This is a genomic window from Bradyrhizobium sp. SRS-191 (assembly GCF_024586915.1).
Classification (GTDB): Bacteria; Pseudomonadota; Alphaproteobacteria; order Rhizobiales; family Xanthobacteraceae; genus Bradyrhizobium.
Window position 1 is genome coordinate 134530 of sequence record NZ_JANBVS010000013.1, and the last position, 19586, is coordinate 154115.

Below are 19586 nucleotides of genomic sequence, written 5' to 3' on the forward strand. Positions count from 1 at the left end.
TCGGAATCGATCATGAATATGGAAGCAAACCGTAGCAAGAACCGGGTTGGTCAGGATGCGCTCGAGCGCGTGATCGCATCGGTGGGCGGGGCGCGGCGAGTGGCCGACATCTATCCGCTATCGCCGTTGCAGCGGGGATTGTTGTTCCACAGCCTGTATGAGCCGGATGCCGCGGTCTACGTGATCTCGCTGGCCTGCCGGCTGCGGGGTACGCTCGATCGCGAGGCCTTTGAGCAGGCGTGGCGGCTGGTGGTGGCGCGGCATTCCGTGCTGCGCACGGCGTTCGTCGGCCATGACCTCGACGTGCCGCTCCAGGTGGTGCTGCGCGAAGCGGCGTTGCCCTTCACTTATGAGGACTGGCAGCATCTGCCGGCGGCGGAGCAGGGCGGACGCTTCGCCGAGCTGCAGCGGTCCGAACGCAACCGCGGCTTCGACTTCGCAAAGCCGCCCTTGATGCGCGTAAGCCTGGTCCGGCTCGGGGATGATGATCACCGGCTGTTGTGGAACGTGCACCACATCGTGCTCGACGGCTGGTCGCTGCCGCTGCTGCTCGACGAGGTGTTTGCAGCCTATTCCGCGTTGAGCCGGCGCGAGGCGCCGACCCTGTCTCAGGTGCGGCCGTTCAAGGACTATATCGGCTGGCTGCAGCGGCAGGATATGGCCAAGGCGGAAGCGTATTGGCGCAGGCGGTTGGCCGGGTTCGATACGCCGGCCTCGTTGACCCTCGCCCGGCCTTCCCGGGACCAATTCAGTGGTGAGCGTTACGCCGCGCTTCATCGCGACTTGAAGGTTGATTTCTCTGCGCTCGAACACTTCGCGCGAGAGCACAGGCTGACCCTCAACACGCTGGTGCAAGGCGCCTGGGCGCTCTTGCTCGGCCGCTACAGCGGCTCCGAGGACGTGGTGTTCGGCGTCACGCTATCGGGGCGTCCGGCAGAGCTGGCAGACGTCGAGCGTGCGGTCGGGCTGTTCGTGAACACCTTGCCACTGCGGGTCGGATTGCCTCACGCTGCGACGGTGCTGGATTGGCTGGGCGAGGTACAAACGCGGCAGAGCGAGCTGACGGAGTATCAATATAGTCCGCTGCCCCTGGTGCAGCGTTGGAGCGAGCTCGCCGAGGGAGCCGCTCTGTTCGAAAGCATCGTCGCCTATGAGAACTATCCGGCGGACATGTCGGCGGGCGCGGACGCTGCGCGGAAACTCCGGATCAGCGACGTCCAGACGATGGAACGCACGAGCTATCCGTTGACGCTGCAGATCGTTATTGAGGGATCGGTCGCGGTCAAGCTCATCTATGATGCCGAACGGTTCGCGGCAGCCGCGATGGAGCGGATGATCGATCATCTCGGCCATCTGCTCGGCGAGATCATCGCGGACCCTGCGCGACAACTCGGTTCGATCTCGCCGTTGAGCGTAGAGGAGCGGCGTGGGCTGATAGCTTGCGCCAGCGATAAGGCCGCGTATCGCCCACAGAACTGCCTGCACGAGTTGTTCGCCTTGCAGGCCGATCGCACGCCGGAGGCGGTGGCCGTCAGCTGCGGCGAGCAGGTGATGAGCTACGCGGCGCTCGACAAGCGCGCCAACCAGCTGGCGCATCATCTGCGCCGGCTCGGCGTCGGCCCGGACGTGATCGTCGGGCTGTATGTCGAGCGCTCGATCGAGATGGTGGTGGGCGTGCTCGGCATCCTCAAGGCGGGCAGCGCCTACTTGCCGCTCGACCCGAGCCATCCGCCGGAGCGGCTGGCCGGCATGCTGAATGATGCCGGAGCCGGCGTGCTGTTGGCGCAGGATGCGCTGATGGAGGGGATGCCGCCGACGGTCGCCGTCATTGTGCGCTTCGAAGCAGATGGTGAGGTGATCGCGCGTCAGTCCGACACGGCGCCGGTGATCGCCCGCGATCCGGACAATCTGGCCTATGTGATCTACACGTCGGGCTCGACCGGACGGCCGAAGGGAACGTTGATCAGCCATGCCAGCGTGGCCAGGCTGTTCGCGGCGACGGATGCCTGGTTCGGCTTCGGCGCGCAGGATGTCTGGACGCTGTTTCATTCGCTCGCCTTTGACTTCTCGGTCTGGGAGCTCTGGGGCCCGCTGCTCAAGGGCGGCCGGTTGGTCGTGGTGCCGTACTGGATCAGCCGCTCGCCGGATGATTTTCATGCGCTGCTATCGCGTGAAGGCGTGACCGTGCTGAATCAGACGCCGTCGGCCTTTTCCGGATTGATCCGTGCGGATCGAGAGACGCCCAGGCCATTGGCACTCCGCACCGTGATCTTCGGCGGCGAAGCCTTGAACTTCGCCGAGCTGGCGCCGTGGTTCGAGCGTCATGGCGACGCTACGCCGCAACTGATCAATATGTACGGAATCACCGAGACCACGGTGCATGTGACCTGGCGGCCGGTGCGGCAGGCCGACATCGGCGCGATCGCAAGCGCGATTGGACAGACCATTCCTGATCTGCAGGCCTATGTGCTTGATCCGCGCATGGAGCCGGTCCCGGTCGGCGTGCCCGGAGAGCTGTACGTTGGCGGCGCCGGCCTTGCGCGGGGCTATCTGCACCGTCCCGGCTTGACGGCGGAGCGGTTCGTGCCGAGCCCGTTCGGGCAGGGTGAGAGGCTGTATCGCACCGGAGATCTGGCGCGCTGGAGCGCGGTCGGCGCGCTCGATTATCTCGGCCGGATCGATCATCAGGTCAAGATCCGCGGCTTCCGCATCGAGCTAGGGGAGATCGAGTCGGCGTTGCTGGCCGTGTCGGACGTGGAGCAGGCGGCGGTCGTCGTGCGCGGGGACGGCGGGGATCGCCGATTGGTCGCCTATGTCGTGGCACGCGACGACGCGGCGCTCGATGCGGATTCGATACGCCAGGGGTTACGGAAGAATTTGCCGGACTACATGGTGCCCTCCGCGATCGTGCCGCTCGCGGCGCTGCCGCTGACGCCGAACGGCAAGCTCGATCGCAACGCGTTGCCGGCGCCGGAGCTCGCTTCGACCAACGGCTATGCGGCGCCACGCAACCAGGCCGAAACGATTCTCGCGTCCATCTTTGCCGACGTGCTCGGCCTGGATCGGGTCGGCATCCACGATGATTTTTTCGCGATCGGAGGCCATTCTTTGCTCGCGACGCAGGTCGTCGCGCGAGCTCAGCAGGAGCTGAATGTCCAGGTCGCGTTGCGAGCTCTGTTCGAAGCCTCGACGGTCGCAGGCTTGGCCGACCGCTTGAACTCGTCGACGGAGATCAAGGTATCTCCGTTGCTGCCGGCTTCGAGACAGCAGCCGCTGCCGATCTCGCATGGCCAGGAGCGGTTGTGGTTCGTGGAGCAACTCGGGCTGTCGAATGGCGGTTACAACATCTCCGCAGCGGTGCGGCTGACTGGAAAGCTGGACGTCGATGCGCTTTCGGCGGCGTTGAGCGAAGTGGTCCGGCGGCATGAGATCCTGCGCACGCGGTTCGCGCTGCGCGATGAGAGCGCGGTGCAGGTGATCGATCCGCCTTGGCCGGTCGTGCTCTCGCCGGAGGTGGTCGCGACCGACGAGGTGGCGCGGCAGCGGTTGGCGGCGTGGATGCAGCAGTCGTTCGATCTGTCGCAGGACCGGTTGCTGCGCGTGGCGCTGCTGCAGCTGTCGCCGGACATGCATGTGCTGGCGCTGTCGATGCATCACATCGTGTCGGACGGCTGGTCGATGGGCGTCTTGGTCGGCGAGATCGAGACGCTGTATGCGGCGTTCTGCGCCGGACGGCCGTCGCCATTGCCGGAGCTGCCGATCCAATATGCCGACTACGCGGTGTGGCAGCGGCGCTGGCTGGAAGAGACGGCGCTGCAGCGGCAGCTGGAGTATTGGACGGCGCAACTCGCCGGTGCCGCAGGCAGCATCGAGCTGGCGACCGACCGGCCGCGGCCGGCGGCGCCGAGCTTCCGCGGCGCGGTGCATCGGTTCGCGGTCGATCAAGCCTGCACGGCGGCGCTGACGCGACTGGCGCGGCAGGACGGCGCGACGCTGTTCATGGTGCTGGTGGCGGCCTTCGACGTGCTGCTGTCGCGCTGGAGCGGGCAGCACGACGTCGTGGTAGGCACGCCGGTCGCAGGCCGGACGCGGATCGAGACCGAGCGGCTGATCGGCTTCTTCGTCAACATGCTGGCGTTGCGCTGCGACCTCTCGGGTCCGCGGACGTTTCGGGATGTGTTGCGGCAGATGAAGGCGACCGCGCTGGACGCCTATGCGCATCAGGACCTGCCATTCGAGAAGCTGGTGGAGGCATTGCATCCGGTCCGCGATCTCAGCCGTGAGCCGATCTTCCAGGTGGTGTTCGCGCTGCAGAACATGCCGCAGCGCGTGAATGGTCTGCCCGGGCTGAGGCTGGAGCCGTTCGAGGCGGAGGCGGTGACGGCCAAGTTCGATCTCGAACTGGCGATGAGCGAGGTCGATGGCGGGCTGCAGGCCACGCTGATCTACGCCACCGATCTGTTCGACGCCGCGACCATCGCGCGGCTTGCGGACCACTTCGTCCGGCTGCTTCACGAGATCGCGGCGCGACCGGATGTGCGTCTGTCCGACCTGAGCCTGCTGAGCGCCGCCGAGCGGCAGCAGCTGGAATCGTGGAGCGGTCGTCATGCCGCCTATGCGCAGGACCGTTGCCTGCATGAGTTGTTCGCCGAGCAGGCCGCGCGCGATCCGGCCGCGCTCGCGGTGGTGATGGAGGACGAGGAGCTCAGTTACGGCGCGCTGGAGCGGCGGGCCAATCAGCTGGCGCATCACCTGCAGCGCCTCGGTGTCGGTCCCGACGTGATCGTCGGGCTGTGCGTGGAGCGATCGCTCGACATGGTGGTGGGTGTACTCGGCATCCTCAAGGCGGGAGGCGCCTATCTGCCGCTCGATCCGCGTTATCCGCCGGAACGGCTGGCCTATATGCTGGCGGATGCCAAGGTGACCGTGCTGGTGACGCAGAGTGCCGTCATCGGATGCCTGCCAGCGACCGATGCCATCGTGGTGCAGCTCGAAGCCGATGCGGCGGAGATCGCCCAACAGCCGGACACGGCGCCGGCGACCAGCTGCGATGCAGACCATCTCGCCTACGTGATCTACACCTCCGGTTCGACCGGACGGCCGAAGGGCGTGATGACGTCGCATCGCGGCATCATGAACCTCGCGGATGCGCAGCTCGCTCAGCTGCCGCTCACGGCCGGCGATCGCATCCTGCAGTTCGCCTCGATCAGCTTCGATGCGGCGGTGTGGGATCTGGTGATGAGCTGGCGGGTCGGCGCGGCCCTGGTGCTGGCGGCCCAGCATCATCTGATGCCGGGCGAGCCGTTGCGTGAGTTGCTCGAACAACAGCGGGTGACGGCGGTGCTGCTGCCGCCGGCCGCGCTGACTGCCTTGCCAGTTGCTCCATTGCCGGAGCTGAAGATCCTGATCGCGGGCGGCGAGGCATGCACGGCGGAGCTGCTGCGGCCGTGGATGGCGGGCCGCGCTGTGTTCAACGCCTATGGTCCGACCGAGTCGAGCGTCTGCACGACCGTGCATCGTTGCAGTGAAGAGGGGCGTCCGCCGATCGGGCGCGCCCTGCCGAACACGCGTACTTATGTGCTGGATGCGCAGCTCGAGCCTGTTCCGGTCGGTGTGGCCGGCGAGCTCTACATCGGCGGCGCGGGCCTCGCGCGCGGCTATCTGCATCGGCCGTCGCTGACGGCGGAGCGGTTCGTGCCGAGCCCGTTCGCCAGGGGGGAGCGGCTGTATCGGACCGGAGACCTTGTGCGCTGGCGGGCGGACGGTGCGCTGGACTATCTCGGCCGGCTCGACCACCAGGTGAAGCTGCGCGGCTTCCGCATCGAGCTCGGCGAGATCGAGGCGGCGCTGACGGCGCAAGCCGGCGTCGCGCAGGCGGCGGTGGTGCTGCGTGAGGATGGCGGCAGCAAGCGGCTTGTGGGCTACGTGGTGGCGCAGCCGGACGCGGCTGTTGATAGCGACACGCTGCGCCGGCAGTTGCAGCAGAGCTTGCCGGACTACATGGTTCCCTCTGCAATCGTTGTCCTCAACTCTCTGCCGCTGACGCCGAACGGCAAGCTCGATCGCAATGCGCTGCCGGCGCCGGAGCGGCGGGGTGATAGTGACGGCCAGCTGCCGCGCAACCCCGTCGAGACCGTGATCGCCGGCCTGTTCGCCGACCTCCTCGGCCTCGAACGTGTCGGCATCCACGACAACTTCTTCGAGCTCGGCGGTCATTCGCTGCTCGCCATGCAAGTGCTGGAGCGCCTGCGCGCCACGCTCGGCATTGCCCTGCCAGTGCGGCTGATCTTCACGGCCCCAACGGTGGCGGGTCTTGCGGAGCATACCGAGCAAGCGCTTGAGAGCGAGATCGAGGCGATGTCCTCGGACGAGATTGAAGCGGCCCTGCAGAACCTGGATGAGATCGACATCCAGCGCACCGAATCCGCGGCCTGATCCGGAGCACCAGAGATGACCGACATTGCGACCTTGAGACGTGAGCTGCTGCAACGCTGGCTCGCAGCAGCCGCGACGGGCCGCCAGCCCGGCCCGCCCGCCCTCCCGCGTCTTGGCGAAACAGAAGCGCCGCTGTCTCATGCACAGGAGCGGTTGTGGTTTGTGGAGCAGCTTGGTCTGTCGGGAAGCAGCTACACGGTTTCCGCAGCGGTGCGGCTGACTGGAAAGCTGGACGTCGATGCGCTTTCGGCGGCGTTGAGCGAAGTGGTCCGGCGGCATGAAATCCTGCGCACGCGGTTCGCGCTGCGCGATGAGAGCGCGGTGCAGGTGATCGATCCGCCTTGGCCGGTCGTGCTCTCGCCGGACGTGGTCGCGACCGAGGAGGTGGCGCGGCAGCGGCTGGCGGCGTGGATGCAGCAGCCGTTCGATCTGTCGCAGGACCGGCTGCTGCGCGTGGCGCTGCTGCAGCTGGCGCCGGACATGCATGTGCTGGCGCTGTCGATGCATCACATCGTGTCGGACGGCTGGTCGATGGGTGTGCTGGTCGGCGAGATCGAGACGCTGTATGCGGCGCTCTGCGCCGGACGGCCGTCGCCATTGCCGGAGCTGCCGATCCAATATGCCGACTACGCGGTATGGCAGCGGCGCTGGCTGGAAGAGACGGCGCTGCAACGGCAGCTGGAGTATTGGACGGCGCAGCTCGCCGGTGCCCCAGGCAGCATCGAGCTGGCGACCGACCGGCCGCGGCCGGCGGTGCCGAGCTTCCGCGGCGCGGTGCATCGGTTTGCCGTCGATCAAGCCTGCACGGCGGCGCTGACGCGACTGGCGCGGCAGGACGGCGCGACGCTGTTCATGGTGCTGTTGGCCGCCTTCGACGTGCTGCTGTCGCGCTGGAGCGGGCAGCACGACGTCGTGGTTGGCACACCGGTCGCAGGCCGGACGCGGATCGAGACCGAGCGGCTGATCGGCTTCTTCGTCAACATGCTGGCGTTGCGCTGCGACTTCTCGGGTTCGTCGACGTTCCGGGACGTGTTGCGGCAGATGAAGGCGACCGCGCTGGATGCCTATGCGCATCAGGACCTGCCGTTCGAGAAGCTGGTGGAGGCGCTGCATCCGGTCCGCGATCTCAGTCGTGAGCCGATCTTCCAGGTGGTGTTCGCGCTGCAGAACATGCCGCAGCGCGTGAATGGTCTGCCCGGGCTGACGCTGGAGCCGTTCGAGGCAGAGGCGGTGACGGCGAAGTTCGATCTCGAGCTGGCGATGAGCGAGGTCGATGGCGGGCTGCAGGCCACGCTGACCTATGCCACCGATCTGTTCGATGCGGCGACCATTGCGCGGCTTGCGGACCACTTCGTCCGGCTGCTTCACGAGATCGCGGCGCGACCGGATGTGCGTCTGTCCGACCTGAGCCTGCTGAGCGCTGCCGAGCGGCAGCAGCTGGAATCGTGGAGCGGTCGTCATGCCGCCTATGCGCAGGACCGTTGCCTGCATGAGTTGTTCGCCGAGCAGGCCGCGCGCGACCCGGCCGCGCTCGCGGTGGTGATGGAGGACGAGGAGCTCAGCTATGGCGCGCTGGAGCGGCAGGCCAATCAGCTGGCGCATCACCTGCAGGGCCTCGGCGTCGGTCCCGACGTGATCGTCGGGCTGTGCGTCGAGCGGTCGCTCGAGATGGTGGTCGGCGTGCTCGGCATCCTCAAGGCGGGTGGCGCCTATCTGCCGTTCGACCCGCGTTATCCGGCGGAGCGGCTGGCCTATATGCTGGGGGATGCTAAGGTCACCGTGCTGGTGACGCAGGCGGCGGTGCGCGAACGCCTGCCGCAGACTGATGCCATCGTGGTGCAGCTCGAAGCTGACGCTGCGGAGATCGCCCAGCAGCCGGACACGGCCCCGCTCATGTCCTGTGATGCCGACCATCTCGCCTACGTGATCTACACCTCCGGTTCGACCGGACGGCCGAAGGGGGTGATGACGTCGCATCGCGGCATCATGAACCTCGCGGATGCGCAGCTCGCTCAGTTGCCGCTCACGGCCGGCGATCGCATCCTGCAGTTCGCCTCGATCAGCTTCGATGCGGCGGTGTGGGATCTGGTGATGAGCTGGCGGGTCGGCGCGGCCCTGGTGCTGGCGGCCCAGCACGACCTGATGCCGGGCGAGCCGCTGCGTGAGTTGCTTCAGAGGCAGCGGGTGACGGCGGTGCTGCTGCCGCCGGCGGCCTTGGCGGCGTTGCCTCGGTCCCCGTTGCCGGACTTGAAGATCCTGATCGCCGGCGGCGAGGCCTGCACGGCGGAGCTGCTGCGGCCGTGGCTCGCGGGCCGCGCTGTGTTCAACGCCTATGGTCCGACTGAGTCGAGCGTCTGCACGACCGTGCATCGTTGCGGTGAAGAGGGGCGTCCGCCGATCGGGCGCGCCCTGCCGAACACGCGTACTTATGTGCTGGATGCGCAGCTCGAGCCTGTTCCGGTCGGTGTGGCCGGCGAGCTCTACATCGGCGGCGCGGGCCTCGCGCGCGGCTATCTGCATCGGCCGTCGCTGACGGCGGAGCGGTTCGTGCCGAGCCCGTTCGCCAGGGGGGAGCGGCTGTATCGGACCGGAGACCTTGCGCGCTGGCGGGGCGATGGCGTGCTGGACTATCTCGGGCGGCTCGACCACCAGGTGAAGCTGCGGGGCTTCCGCATCGAGCTCGGCGAGATCGAGGCGGCGCTGACGGCGCAAGCCGGTGTCGCGCAGGCGGCGGTGGTGCTGCGTGAGGATGGCGGCAGCAAGCGGCTGGTGGCGTATGTGGTGGCGCAGCCGGACGCGGTTGTTGATATCGACACACTACGCCGGCAGTTGCAGCAGAGCTTGCCGGACTACATGGTTCCCTCTGCAATCGTTGTCCTCAACTCTCTGCCGCTGACGCCGAACGGCAAGCTCGATCGCAATGCGCTGCCGGCGCCGGAGCGTCGGGGTGATAGTGACGGCCAGCTGCCACGCAATCCCGTCGAGACCGTGATCGCCGGCCTATTCGCCGATCTGCTCGGCCTCGAACGTGTCGGCATCCACGACAACTTCTTCGAGCTCGGCGGCGACTCCATTCAGTCGATGCAGCTGGTGTCGCGCGCGCGCGGGGCGGGCATTGCGATCACCCCGCGGCAGATCTTCCAGCATCAGACCGTCGCCGCGCTGGCGCAGGCGGCGGTGGCCTCGCAGGCTTCGGCCGAGCCCGACGATCCGCTGCAGCCTTCGCCGCTGACGCCGATTCAGCGCTGGTTCGTCGAAGGATCAGGGCCCATCCATCACTTCAACCAATCCGCGCTGCTGCAGGTGCCGCCGGACATCAAGCCGGCTCGGCTCGAACGCGCGCTGGCGTCGCTCCTCATCCATCATGATGCGTTGCGCAGCCGCTTCCTGCGCGATGAGTCCGGCTGGCGGCAGGAGCCGCGCCCCGTCGCAGACGTCGCCGTCACGGTCACGCATGTCGACGTGGCCGAGCTCGCGCCGGAGATCCGAATAGAGCAGCTGCACGCCGCCGCAGCCACGCTTCAGAACAGCCTCGATCCCTCGACGGGCCGGCTCGTCGCCGTCGCCTGGTTCGATTTCGGCGCCGACACGCCGGGACGCCTGCTGGTCGTCATCCATCATCTGGTCGTTGACGGCGTCTCCTGGCGCATCCTCGTCGAGGACCTGATGGCCGCCTATGAGCAGCTCGCGCGCGGCGAAGCCGTCAACCTGCCGCCGAAGACGACATCGTTTGGTCGCTGGGCCACGCGGCTGGCCGACCATGCGCACGCCCCCGGGATCGTGCAGCAGCTCGACCTCTGGACGTCGATTTGTCGAGACGCTCCGGCCCTGCCCGTCGACCGCGCCACGGGCACGCGCCTCGCGACCTATGGCGACACTTTCTCCCTGACGATCGACCTGCCTGCTGACGACACCCAGGCGCTGCTGACCGTGGTGCCGAAAGCCTATCACAGCCGCATCAACGACGCCCTGCTGGCGGCGCTCGCGATCGCCTTGGCGGATTGGCGCGCCGCGCGCGGCGGCAACGAGACCGTCAGCCTCGTCGATCTCGAAGGGCATGGCCGCGAAAGCATCTTCCCGACCATCGATCTGTCGCGCACCGTCGGCTGGTTCACCACGATGTTTCCGGTGCGGCTCGATGTCAGCCAAATCGACCTCACTGAAGCCATCCATGGCGGGCCCGCGGCGGGCGTGGTGCTCAGGCGGATCAAGGACCACCTTCGGGACGTGCCGGATGGCGGCATCGGCTGGGGCCTGTTGCGCTACCTGAATCAGGACACGGCAAAGATCCTGCAAGACGTGCCGCGGGCGTCGATCAGCTTCAACTATCTCGGACGGTTCGACGAGCGCGGCGCGGCCGGGTGGGGTGCGGCCTCGGAGGACACCGGTCCCGCGATTGCCGCGGAGCGCGAACGCGAACACCTGATCGAGGCGGTGTCGGTGATCCGAGGCGGCAAGTTGCTGGTGGAGTGGCGCTGGTGGCCGGAGGCGCACGACCGGGCTTCGATTGCAGATCTGGCAGATCGCTTCAGTGCGGCGCTGAAGGGATTGATCGCGCATTGCCGCGCATGCGAGCGGAGCCGGTTCACGCGCTCCGATTTTCCATTGGTTGCGCTCGACGAATCCAGGCTCGCCAGCCTGCAGCAGCGCTACCCCGATCTGGAGGACGTCTGGCCGCTCGGTCCGATGCAGCAGATCATGCTGACCCATGCGCGCCGCGCGCCGGACAGCATCGCCTATCACGAGCAGCTGCAATTGACGCTCGACGGCGAGCTCGATGCCGGCGCGCTCGCGACGGCGTGGCGTGGCCTGATCGCACGGCACGGCGCGCTGCGGGTGGCATTCCCGGATGACGGCGAGAGACCGGTCCAGATCGTGCGGCGGACACCCGATCCGCGATGGCGCTTCATCGATGGGGCGGAGCTGTTGCAGGACGACGACGACGCGCAATTGGAGGCGTTGCTGCTCCAGGACAGAAAGGCCGGCTTCGACCTCGCCGGCGGCGACGTGCTGCGCGCGTCGCTGCTGCGCCAGTCGCGCACCCGCCACACGCTGGTGCTGAGCTTCCACCACATCCTGCTGGACGGCTGGTCCGTGCCGCTCGTGCTGCGCGAGCTGCTGGAGCTCTATCAGGCCGCGCGCCTGATGCGGCCGGCGTCGTTGCCTGCGCCGTCGTCGTATCGCGACTTCCTGTCCTGGCAGGGCGCGGCGAATGCCGGGCTCAGCCGCGAGTTCTGGACCAGCCGCTTGCGCGGCGCGGCGCTTCCCGACCGGCTCGACCTCATCAGCGGCAACGCGCAGGTGAGTGCGGACGCGGCCGGCGAGGTGCAGGCGCGCATTCTCGAGCGCTTGACGGCCAAGATCCAGACCGCTGCTCAAGCGCTGCGGCTCACCACGAATACGCTGGTCCAAGGCGCCTGGAGCCTGGCGCTGGCCCGCCACGCCAACACCGGCGGCGATGTGGTGTTCGGCATGACCACGGCCGTCCGGCCGGCGGATGTCGCTGGAGTCGAGCAGATCGTCGGGCTGTGCACCAACACGCTGCCGCGGCGGGTGAGCCTCGCGCCCGAGATGCGTCTGTCGGACTGGCTTGCGGATCTGCAGGCGCGGCAGGCGGACGAGCAGATGCACGACCGCTGCCGGATGAGTGATATCTGCGGCTGGCTCGATCTGCCGGGCGATCAACGGCTGTTCGAGTCGGTCGTCGTGTTCGAGAACTATCCGACCGGTCATGCGCTCACCCCCGGGGAGGCGACCGCGCCTGATGACATCAACGTCGTGTCGTTCGAGAGCGTCGAGGCGGGCATCGATTTTCCGCTGTGCCTCGTGGCCTCCGTCGACAGCTGCATGAGCTTCCGCCTGATCTTCGGCCGGCGGCGGTTCGACGCGGATGCCGTCGCGCGCCTGCTCGACGATGTCGTCGAGCTGATGCTCGCGATCACAGCCGATCCCGAACGACGGCTTGCCGATCTGTGGCCGGGCCAACGGCCCTCCGCCGCAACGCCGCGCGCCCCATTCACGGGGACAGTGACGGACGCGGCATATGCGGATGCGCGATGACCGGCCATCGCGAGGCACAGGGTATGCGGCCCCGCAGCTTCGCTGCGGCCGCCACGGGGGAGGCTGTCGCTGACATCGTGCCGGAGGAGGAGCCGATCGCCACGGGCGCAGCGGCGCCGCCGTCGCTGTGGTGGCCGCTGGCGCGCTTCGCGATTCCGCAATCGGCGAGCGCGGCGCTGCAATTGCTGTCGGGAACGGTCACCGCGATCTATTTCGGCCAGCTGCTCGGCGGTTCCGCGCTCGCGGTCGCCTCGGTGTTCTTTCCGATCTTCTTTCTGCTGGTCTCGTTTCTGATCGGCCTGATCTCCGGCGGCATCGTTCTCGTGGCGCGGGCGCATGGCGCTGACGATTCCGATGGGGTCAGGACGGCCGCGGGCACCACGCTGTGCGTCTGCGTCTGCCTCAGCGTGGCGATCGCCGCCACCGGCTATGGCTTCGCGCCCGCGCTGCTCGGGCTGATGGCCACGCCGCCCGATATCATCGCATCGGCCATCGACTATGCGCACGTCACGTTCCTTTCCCTGCCGCCCGTGACATTGCTGTTCGCCTATGCGTTTCTTCTGCGCGGCACGGGCGATGCGAAGACGCCGCTGATCGTGATGGCCGTGTATTTCGGCACCTCCATGCTGCTGACGCCGGCCCTGATCCTGGGGTGGGGCGGATTGCCGAGATGCGGCGTCACCAGCGCCCCCCTGGCCAACATCGCCGCCTGCGCCGTCGCGCTGCCGGTCCTCGTGATGCTGCTGCGCCGGCAGGGGCATCCCATGGCGCTCGGCAGCGAGCTGATCCGGCGGCTGCGGATCGACCGCAAGCTCGTCGGGCCGTTCTTCGGCCTCGGCATTCCCGGCGGCGTGCAGACCATGGTGGCGTCGCTGGCCGAGGTCGCGGTGATCACGCTGGTCAATTCGTTCGGGTCGAGCGCGACGGCGGCGTATGGCGCGGTCAACCAGGTGATCGGATATCTGCTCGCGCCGATGCAGGCCGTGGGCCTCGCCGCGACCGTCATCGCGGCGCAGTCGATCGGCGCGAGGCAGTTCGGACAGCTCCATCGGGTGGTGCGATCCGCTGGGGTCATGAACGTCCTGGTCGGCGCCGTCAGCGTCGCGGGGCTGTTGTTGTTCGCGGAGACGATCCTGTCCTGGTTCGTCACCGATGCTGCGACCCTGGAAATGGCGGAGCGCGCCCTGAAGCTCATGCTGTGGAGCTACGTCCTGGTGGGACTAGCCGACGTGATCGTCGGCGTGATGCGGGCGTCGGGAACGGTGGCGTGGCCCACGGTCATCGCGCTCTCCGGAATCTGGCTGGTTCAAGTGCCCGTCGCCTATCTCTGCTCCGGCGCCGCGGGCCTCGACGGCGTCTGGCTCGGCTATCCGGCCGGCTTCGCCGTGGCCCTGCTGGCGCAGCTCACTTATTTCAGCCTGATCTGGACACCTCGCACCGAACGCTGACGAGACCGCACGCGTCTCCGCAGCCTCGCGGCGCGCTATTGCGTCCGAGCTTTGCTGGCAGGTACGCCCTTGTAAGAGAAGGGCGCAGGGAAGGCCGGGTGCAGGCCGCACCCATGGCCCGCCTGCAGAAAGAAAAGCAGGCGGCAGTCACCACAGGATTGGCCGAACAACCGGCCTTCCCTGCGCGGTGGATTTAACGGCTGCTCCGTGCTCTCCCAGGGGACCGGGCTTGCTTGCCCCCGTCATCGGCATCGTGACCGACCAAGACACCAGCATCGGGGTGTCGGGACCACACGGCTTGACCGTCCGCTTGGGGTTCGTTCGTCCGCACGCGAAACGCGCACTGCGACCCCAGGCGGCCACCGCATCTCCCGCTCCACGGTCCGTGACGATCGCGAAACGCCCCTTCAGCGAGCAGGAGACGGCGAGGAGGATCGATCTGATTTGCCCGACGACGCAAGGCCGGATTTGCCCGACGGAATGCGGCAGATTGGCACGACGGGCAGTTTGGGGGCATGGGGTGGCACTAGACGAGCGTTTCCTAGAACCGGTCGTTTCCGGGTAGAGTTCTCGCCACCTCCACCGTTGTCATGCTCCGCGAAAGGGGTATCCACTACTCTGCGGCAGAAGAGATTCACCGAGGTGTCACGGCGTACTGGATCGTCCGCTTTCGCAGACCATGGCAGCCGGGGTTACACGATCCGTGTGCCAGTACTTCGGAAACGCTCGTTTAGGTCGACGAAAGTCTGGAGCAAATCGGACCTTCTAAGTTATGCTCTGATGCTGAGCGCGCTGTTACCGCGATGCCAAGCGGCGCGTACGGATCACAAGAGAGCGAGCGATCAGGGACCGCGCCTAGTGTCCACAATGCCCAACAGGTGTGTTGCTAGCATAACCTGTTCCCAGGCCTCGCGAGGGTCGGTGAGGTTTACCGTACGATGCGAATGCGGGTTCTTGTAGGACCCGATCGCCCCCGCGAAAAGGTGACTCAGGGCCTGACGCTCCGCCGTCGGGTGCGTCGCACGTGCAAGCCGGCCTTTCTCTGGATCGAAGGCCTTGCGCATCAGGTCGACGCCAATATCGGTAGCCGCGAGCTGGGCCGCCTCCCGCACGGCAACTTCGACGGCCTTAAACGCCTTGAACACTGCATCGTCGAGATCGCCACGCATCAGGGCCGACCAAACCGGGTCGGCTATCGACGGATGCAGCAGCGCTTTTGAAAAGGACCGAGTGGCGCGAACATATGCAATCGCATTGCCTCCTTTCAACGCCGCTTGTCCGTCCTTTGTAATTGTCATCCAGCCGTTGCGGCCGTCCATGCCCGGCGACGGCCCGATCAGGCCGTCGCGCTTCAGGCATTCCCAAGTTTCATTAACGTGCTGCTCGACTTGCGCCTTCTTGTGGAAGGGGTAGCCACTCTGGTCGCGCTTAAGAGCATCTTCATTGATGATCCCGTCCGGCCAGAACCCAGCCCCTTGCATGTGTTCCTGAGCAAGCCTGAGCAGGATAGGGGCAAGGTCCTCGGTCGAGACGGCAAGCAACTCGTCGGCGGTGGGGAAAAGCGAACGAAGGGACACGAGCGAGATCCTTTCTTGGAGCTGTAGCCGGTATGCGAAGCCAGAGCTGTAGATGAGACGTGGGGTGTCCAAACCGATAGAGTTTGAAGTCTTAGCTTCCACCTTCTTGGCCAGCATTAGTCCGTCGAAAGAGTCGCCACGCGGCGCGATGATGTCACAGAGTTCATTCTCAAGCCGACATGCGACGATCTTGGTGAGGGGTAGTCACTTGCCGAATAGTTGGTAGAGTGTGGTGCAGAAAATGCCGATAGTAGTGACGACGCCGAGCGAGCCGCGCCGCGACTTGGCTATGGCGAGCACCATGATCATGGCGCCCAAACGTGGGCCATAGGCAGCGCATAGGGCTGGGCCATGCGCCATCACCTGACTGAAGTCTGATTCAGCGGGATCCGCTTTAGGTCTTTTGGGTACCTCGGCAATCATGCGTCACGCTGACTCCTATAGCTCGTCGGCCAACTTCTTCACCGCTTCACCGAACATATCTTTAGCAGTCCTCCGCATCGCGATCTGGATGTTGTCATCCAGCACGCGCTCGAAATCCTTTTCCTGGATGTATTTGATGCGTGCCCAGGCGTAGGGCTTCAGCTTCTCGACCAGCGGCGCCATATCGTACTGCTGGACGTCGTTCCTGTGCAGGCGAGGCGCCTTGGCGAGGAAGCCGTTCTCGATAAGCCAAGACACCGCGCGCTGAACCGAACGGGGACTGATGCCCATGCGGCTAGCGATGGTGCTGGTCCGCGGGTGAGGCATCCGGCCGTTAGAATGCCAGTGTGCGATGAAGTTCAGAAGGACGTTTAGGTGCTCGCTGGAGATCTTCAGGTCTGACTGATGGAGCAACAGCACATAGGGCAGCGTTAGGAAGCCAGGGTCTGTCACAAAATCCCATTTGGCCCGGACGCGACTCTGCCGTAGCGGCTCCGCGCTGGTGTCGGTGTTGGTCATGTCGCCTTGTCTCGATCAATACCGTTTTCTACTCAAAAAAACGGGATGTCGGATAGTTTTCTTTTATATTAAACGACAAAAATGACGGTTTTTCGCTGACCTCTGAGGTGTGTCGTCTCTAAAAGGTGTTTAGTTACCGTAGCGCGAGCGCCTCGCCGCTCTGTCGCTGCATGGGCGATGTGTCGGCAGCGATCCTCTGTTCCGACGCCCGCCGCCCCCGCGAAAGGGCGGGTACAATACCGACTTATTATTTCTGGAACGACGTTGACAGTGCGCAGAATACTTATGCGTCGTGCGATGAAGTCCTAATCTCATTGAGCCTGACTAGATCAAAGTTCACTGTGGCAAACGAAGTAGAACTCCACACACTATTGTAGCCGCACCTGCAAATTCAGCGGCCCTAAAACCCGCGCCGATCCCACCACATTGGCCAGCGTCGTCTTCGCACGACGTTGCTGCGGGAGAGGTGGGCGCCGCGCAGTGGTGCGGGCCGTGGCCCGAAGACTTGGGGGGGCTGGGGCCGTGCAGCGCGTTGGCGGTCTCGTCGTCGCTGCCTCGGCCGCCCGGAGCGGCAAGAGCTTGTCACGATCTCCTGCGACCGTCGCGCGCTCGCGGGACGGTTGTGTGATAAAGTCGGCTTGACCGTAACGGGGTCTAGAGGCGCTTGCCTCGTTGAACCGAGGCAAGACGTCTCGCCCGCCAATCCCGGAGGGACGTGTCATGCTTCACAGCAGATCGTTTCGCTTCTCGCGGCTCCCGGCAGCCGTGCTGGGCGCGCTGATGCTGTTTCCCGGTGGTGTCCGCAGTGAGCCGTTGCCGGCTGGGCTGGTCGAGCAGTTGCGGGCGGGGGGCCATGTCATCGTGTTTCGCCATGGCGCGACGGTGGCGGTGGCGGCCAAGGTGGATTCGATGAGCCGGCCGAATGTTCCGGCGCAGCGGCAGCTCAATGACGAGGGGCGGGCGCAGGCCAAGGCGATCGGCGAGGCGCTGCGCAAGCTCAAGATCCCGGTGGCCCAGGTGCTCACCAGCACGGTGCAGCGCGCCGTCGATACCGGCAGACTGTTCGGCCTCGGCGAGGTCGGCACGACCGGCGATCTGGCCGAGAGCGGGCAGGAGAGCTCGGCTGAGGATAATGAGCGGCGCGCGCAGGCGCTGCGCAGGCTCGTGGCCACCGCGCCGCCGGCCGGCGGCAATGTCGTGCTGGTGTCGCACAAGCCGAACCTCGTCGACGCGTTCGGCGCCGGCTGGTCGGACGTGCGCGAGGGCGAGGCGTCGGTGTTCCAGCCGGACGGCAAGGGCGGCACCCGGCTCGTCGCCCGCGTTCCGGCGACGGCATGGACGGAGCTGGCCGCGGCGGTCCATTGAGCGCGGCGGCGCGGCGCTGAGGCGAACGGGCCGATGGGCGATCGCCGGGCTGGCCGCCTCGCGCGTCTGCACTGCTGGTGTCGGGGCGCGGTCACGCGCCGAGGCGGACGCGCATCGATCGGAAGGGATCGTGTGGCTGTTGCCGCAAGCCGCGGCAGGCCCAGGGAGGACCATCGCATGCGCCTGTGGACGATCATCGGTGTGGCCGACGTGGCGCGCAGCATCGCCTGGTATCAAACGCTGCTGGGCCTGCAACAGACCAGGCCGGCGCATGAGGAGTTCGGGCAGGTCATCGCAGGTGACGGCACCGTGCTGCTGTGTTGTCACGCCTGGGGCGCGCACGAGCACCCATCGCTGACGTCGCCGCATGCGGCGGCACCCGGCAACGGGCTGCTGCTGTTCTTCCGGCTCGATGGCTTCGACGACGCCTTGCAGCGCGCGCGGCGGCTTGCCGCGGCGCTCGACGAGGAGCCGCATCGCAATCCCAACACAGGCACGATGGAGTTCTCGCTGCGCGATCCCGACGGCTACTTTGTCACGGTCAGCGCGGCGGCGGCGCCCTGAGCGACGGGAACTCGCGGGATGGTGGGCCAGGCATCGCCGGCCTGCGGCCACGAAAGTCGCTCTCGCGTCCATCGAGACTGCTATGCTGCATCGCCTCAACAGGAGATGCCGCCGATGATGACACGTCGACTCGCAGCCGTGCTGGCCGGGTTCGCCCTCGCCATGCCCACCCTAGCCCTCGCGCAGGACGCGCCGATCGAGGAGCAGGTCGTCAATGCCATGAACAAGGTGTTCGGCGTCCATGCCGGCTTCCGCGCCAATCACGCCAAGGGCGTGGTGGTCGAGGGCAAGTTCAAGCCGTCGGCCGAGGCCGCAGGCTTGAGCAAGGCGGCGCTGTTCAGCGGCGGCGAGATTCCGGTGACGGTCCGCTTCTCGGACTCCACCGGCGTGCCGAACCTGCCCGACGGATCCGACGACGCCAATCCGCACGGCATGGCGGTGAAGTTTCATCTCGCCGACGGCAGCGACGTGGACCTCGTGATCAACTCGCTGAAGTTCTTCCCGGTCTCGACGGCGGCGGAGCTGCGCGACCTGTTCCTGGCGATCGCCGACTCCGGGCCGAATGCGGCGAAGCCGACCAAGCTCGAGCAGTTCATCGGCAGCCATCCCTCGGTGCCGGCGGCGCTCGGCACCATCGCGACGCCCGACAGCTTTGCCAACGAGGCCTATTTCGGCGTCAACGCCTTCGTGCTCGTCAACAAGGCCGGCGCCAAGCAGGCCGTACGCTGGCAGATGCTGCCGGAGAAGGTCGTGCATCTCGACAAGGCGGAGGCGGCGAAGCGCGCGCCGGACTTCCTGATGGCCGAGCTGCCGGAGCGGCTGAAGCAGGGGAAGGTCGAATTCCGCTTCAAGGCGCAGCTTGCGTCCGCCGGCGACGACACCAAGGATCCGGCGAAGCCGTGGCCGGAGGATCGCAAGCTCGTCGAGCTCGGCGTGCTGACGATCGACAAGGCGGTCGCCGACAGCGACGCCGCGCAGAAGAAGCTCTTGTTCCTGCCGGGCCAGCTCACCGACGGCATCGAGGCGTCGGACGATCCGATGATCGACATCCGCAACGGCGCCTACGCGGTCTCCTTCTCCCGGCGCAATCCGTGAGTCCTGCAGCAGCGCGCATGACGTAAACGTCGTGCGCGCTTGCGGCCGCTTGCTGCGGAGCGCGCGCGGCGCGATCCGCCGACGGATGCAATGTGATCGC

General features: G+C 66.6%; 8 protein-coding genes and 1 pseudogene. 6 read left to right on the forward strand and 3 right to left on the reverse strand.

Annotated features, from left to right (window positions below; all coding sequences use genetic code 11):
• Nucleotides 1-12: 12 nt before the first annotated feature.
• The 3 genes and pseudogenes from NLR35_RS22805 to NLR35_RS22815 all read left to right on the forward strand — a co-directional run.
• Nucleotides 13-6435 (forward strand): annotated as a pseudogene (locus NLR35_RS22805) (non-ribosomal peptide synthetase); the annotation flags it as partial.
• A 15-nt stretch (nucleotides 6436-6450) separates the two neighbouring features.
• Nucleotides 6451-12495, forward strand: coding sequence for a non-ribosomal peptide synthetase (locus NLR35_RS22810; RefSeq protein WP_257168773.1), 6045 nt, complete (start codon nucleotides 6451-6453; stop codon nucleotides 12493-12495).
• Nucleotides 12492-13943: an MATE family efflux transporter gene (locus tag NLR35_RS22815; protein WP_257168774.1), complete on the forward strand. Its 1452-nt coding sequence runs from the start codon at nucleotides 12492-12494 to the stop codon at nucleotides 13941-13943. Before NLR35_RS22810 ends, NLR35_RS22815 begins: the two co-directional genes overlap by 4 nt.
• Before the next feature lie 842 nt (nucleotides 13944-14785).
• Here NLR35_RS22815 and NLR35_RS22820 read toward each other — a convergent pair.
• The 3 genes from NLR35_RS22820 to NLR35_RS22830 form a co-directional block, all read right to left on the reverse strand.
• Nucleotides 14786-15637, reverse strand: coding sequence for a TIGR02391 family protein (locus NLR35_RS22820; RefSeq protein ID WP_257168775.1), 852 nt, complete (start codon nucleotides 15635-15637; stop codon nucleotides 14786-14788).
• Between the two features lie 87 nt (nucleotides 15638-15724).
• Nucleotides 15725-15943 (reverse strand): hypothetical protein, encoded by a 219-nt coding sequence (locus NLR35_RS22825; RefSeq protein WP_257168776.1) that lies wholly within the window; start codon nucleotides 15941-15943, stop codon nucleotides 15725-15727.
• Between the two features lie 15 nt (nucleotides 15944-15958).
• Complete coding sequence (locus tag NLR35_RS22830) at nucleotides 15959-16462, reverse strand: helix-turn-helix domain-containing protein (protein WP_257168777.1); 504 nt, start codon at nucleotides 16460-16462, stop codon at nucleotides 15959-15961.
• Nucleotides 16463-17182: 720 nt separating this feature from the next.
• On the opposite strand from NLR35_RS22830, the gene NLR35_RS22835 reads away from it, so the two are divergent.
• The 3 genes from NLR35_RS22835 (at nucleotide 17183) to NLR35_RS22845 (ending at nucleotide 19486) form a co-directional block, all read left to right on the forward strand.
• The gene (locus NLR35_RS22835) at nucleotides 17183-17827 is read left to right on the forward strand and encodes a histidine phosphatase family protein (protein WP_257168778.1); all 645 of its coding nucleotides are present in this window, start codon (nucleotides 17183-17185) and stop codon (nucleotides 17825-17827) included.
• Between the two features lie 177 nt (nucleotides 17828-18004).
• Complete coding sequence (locus NLR35_RS22840) at nucleotides 18005-18391, forward strand: VOC family protein (RefSeq protein WP_257168779.1); 387 nt, start codon at nucleotides 18005-18007, stop codon at nucleotides 18389-18391.
• Between the two features lie 114 nt (nucleotides 18392-18505).
• Nucleotides 18506-19486 (forward strand): catalase family peroxidase, encoded by a 981-nt coding sequence (locus tag NLR35_RS22845; RefSeq protein ID WP_257168780.1) that lies wholly within the window; start codon nucleotides 18506-18508, stop codon nucleotides 19484-19486.
• Nucleotides 19487-19586 lie beyond the last annotated feature (100 nt).

What these genes read in the sequence shown, in the direction of transcription:
- NLR35_RS22840 (WP_257168779.1), top strand. Translation starts at nt 18,005, where the DNA reads ATGCGCCTGTGGACGATCATCGGTGTGGCCGACGTGGCGCGCAGCATC.
- NLR35_RS22825 (WP_257168776.1), bottom strand. Translation starts at nt 15,943, where the DNA reads ATGATTGCCGAGGTACCCAAAAGACCTAAAGCGGATCCCGCTGAATCA.
- NLR35_RS22835 (WP_257168778.1), top strand. Translation starts at nt 17,183, where the DNA reads ATGCTTCACAGCAGATCGTTTCGCTTCTCGCGGCTCCCGGCAGCCGTG.
- NLR35_RS22830 (WP_257168777.1), bottom strand. Translation starts at nt 16,462, where the DNA reads ATGACCAACACCGACACCAGCGCGGAGCCGCTACGGCAGAGTCGCGTC.
- NLR35_RS22820 (WP_257168775.1), bottom strand. Translation starts at nt 15,637, where the DNA reads ATGCTGGCCAAGAAGGTGGAAGCTAAGACTTCAAACTCTATCGGTTTG.
- NLR35_RS22845 (WP_257168780.1), top strand. Translation starts at nt 18,506, where the DNA reads ATGATGACACGTCGACTCGCAGCCGTGCTGGCCGGGTTCGCCCTCGCC.
- NLR35_RS22810 (WP_257168773.1), top strand. Translation starts at nt 6,451, where the DNA reads ATGACCGACATTGCGACCTTGAGACGTGAGCTGCTGCAACGCTGGCTC.
- NLR35_RS22815 (WP_257168774.1), top strand. Translation starts at nt 12,492, where the DNA reads ATGACCGGCCATCGCGAGGCACAGGGTATGCGGCCCCGCAGCTTCGCT.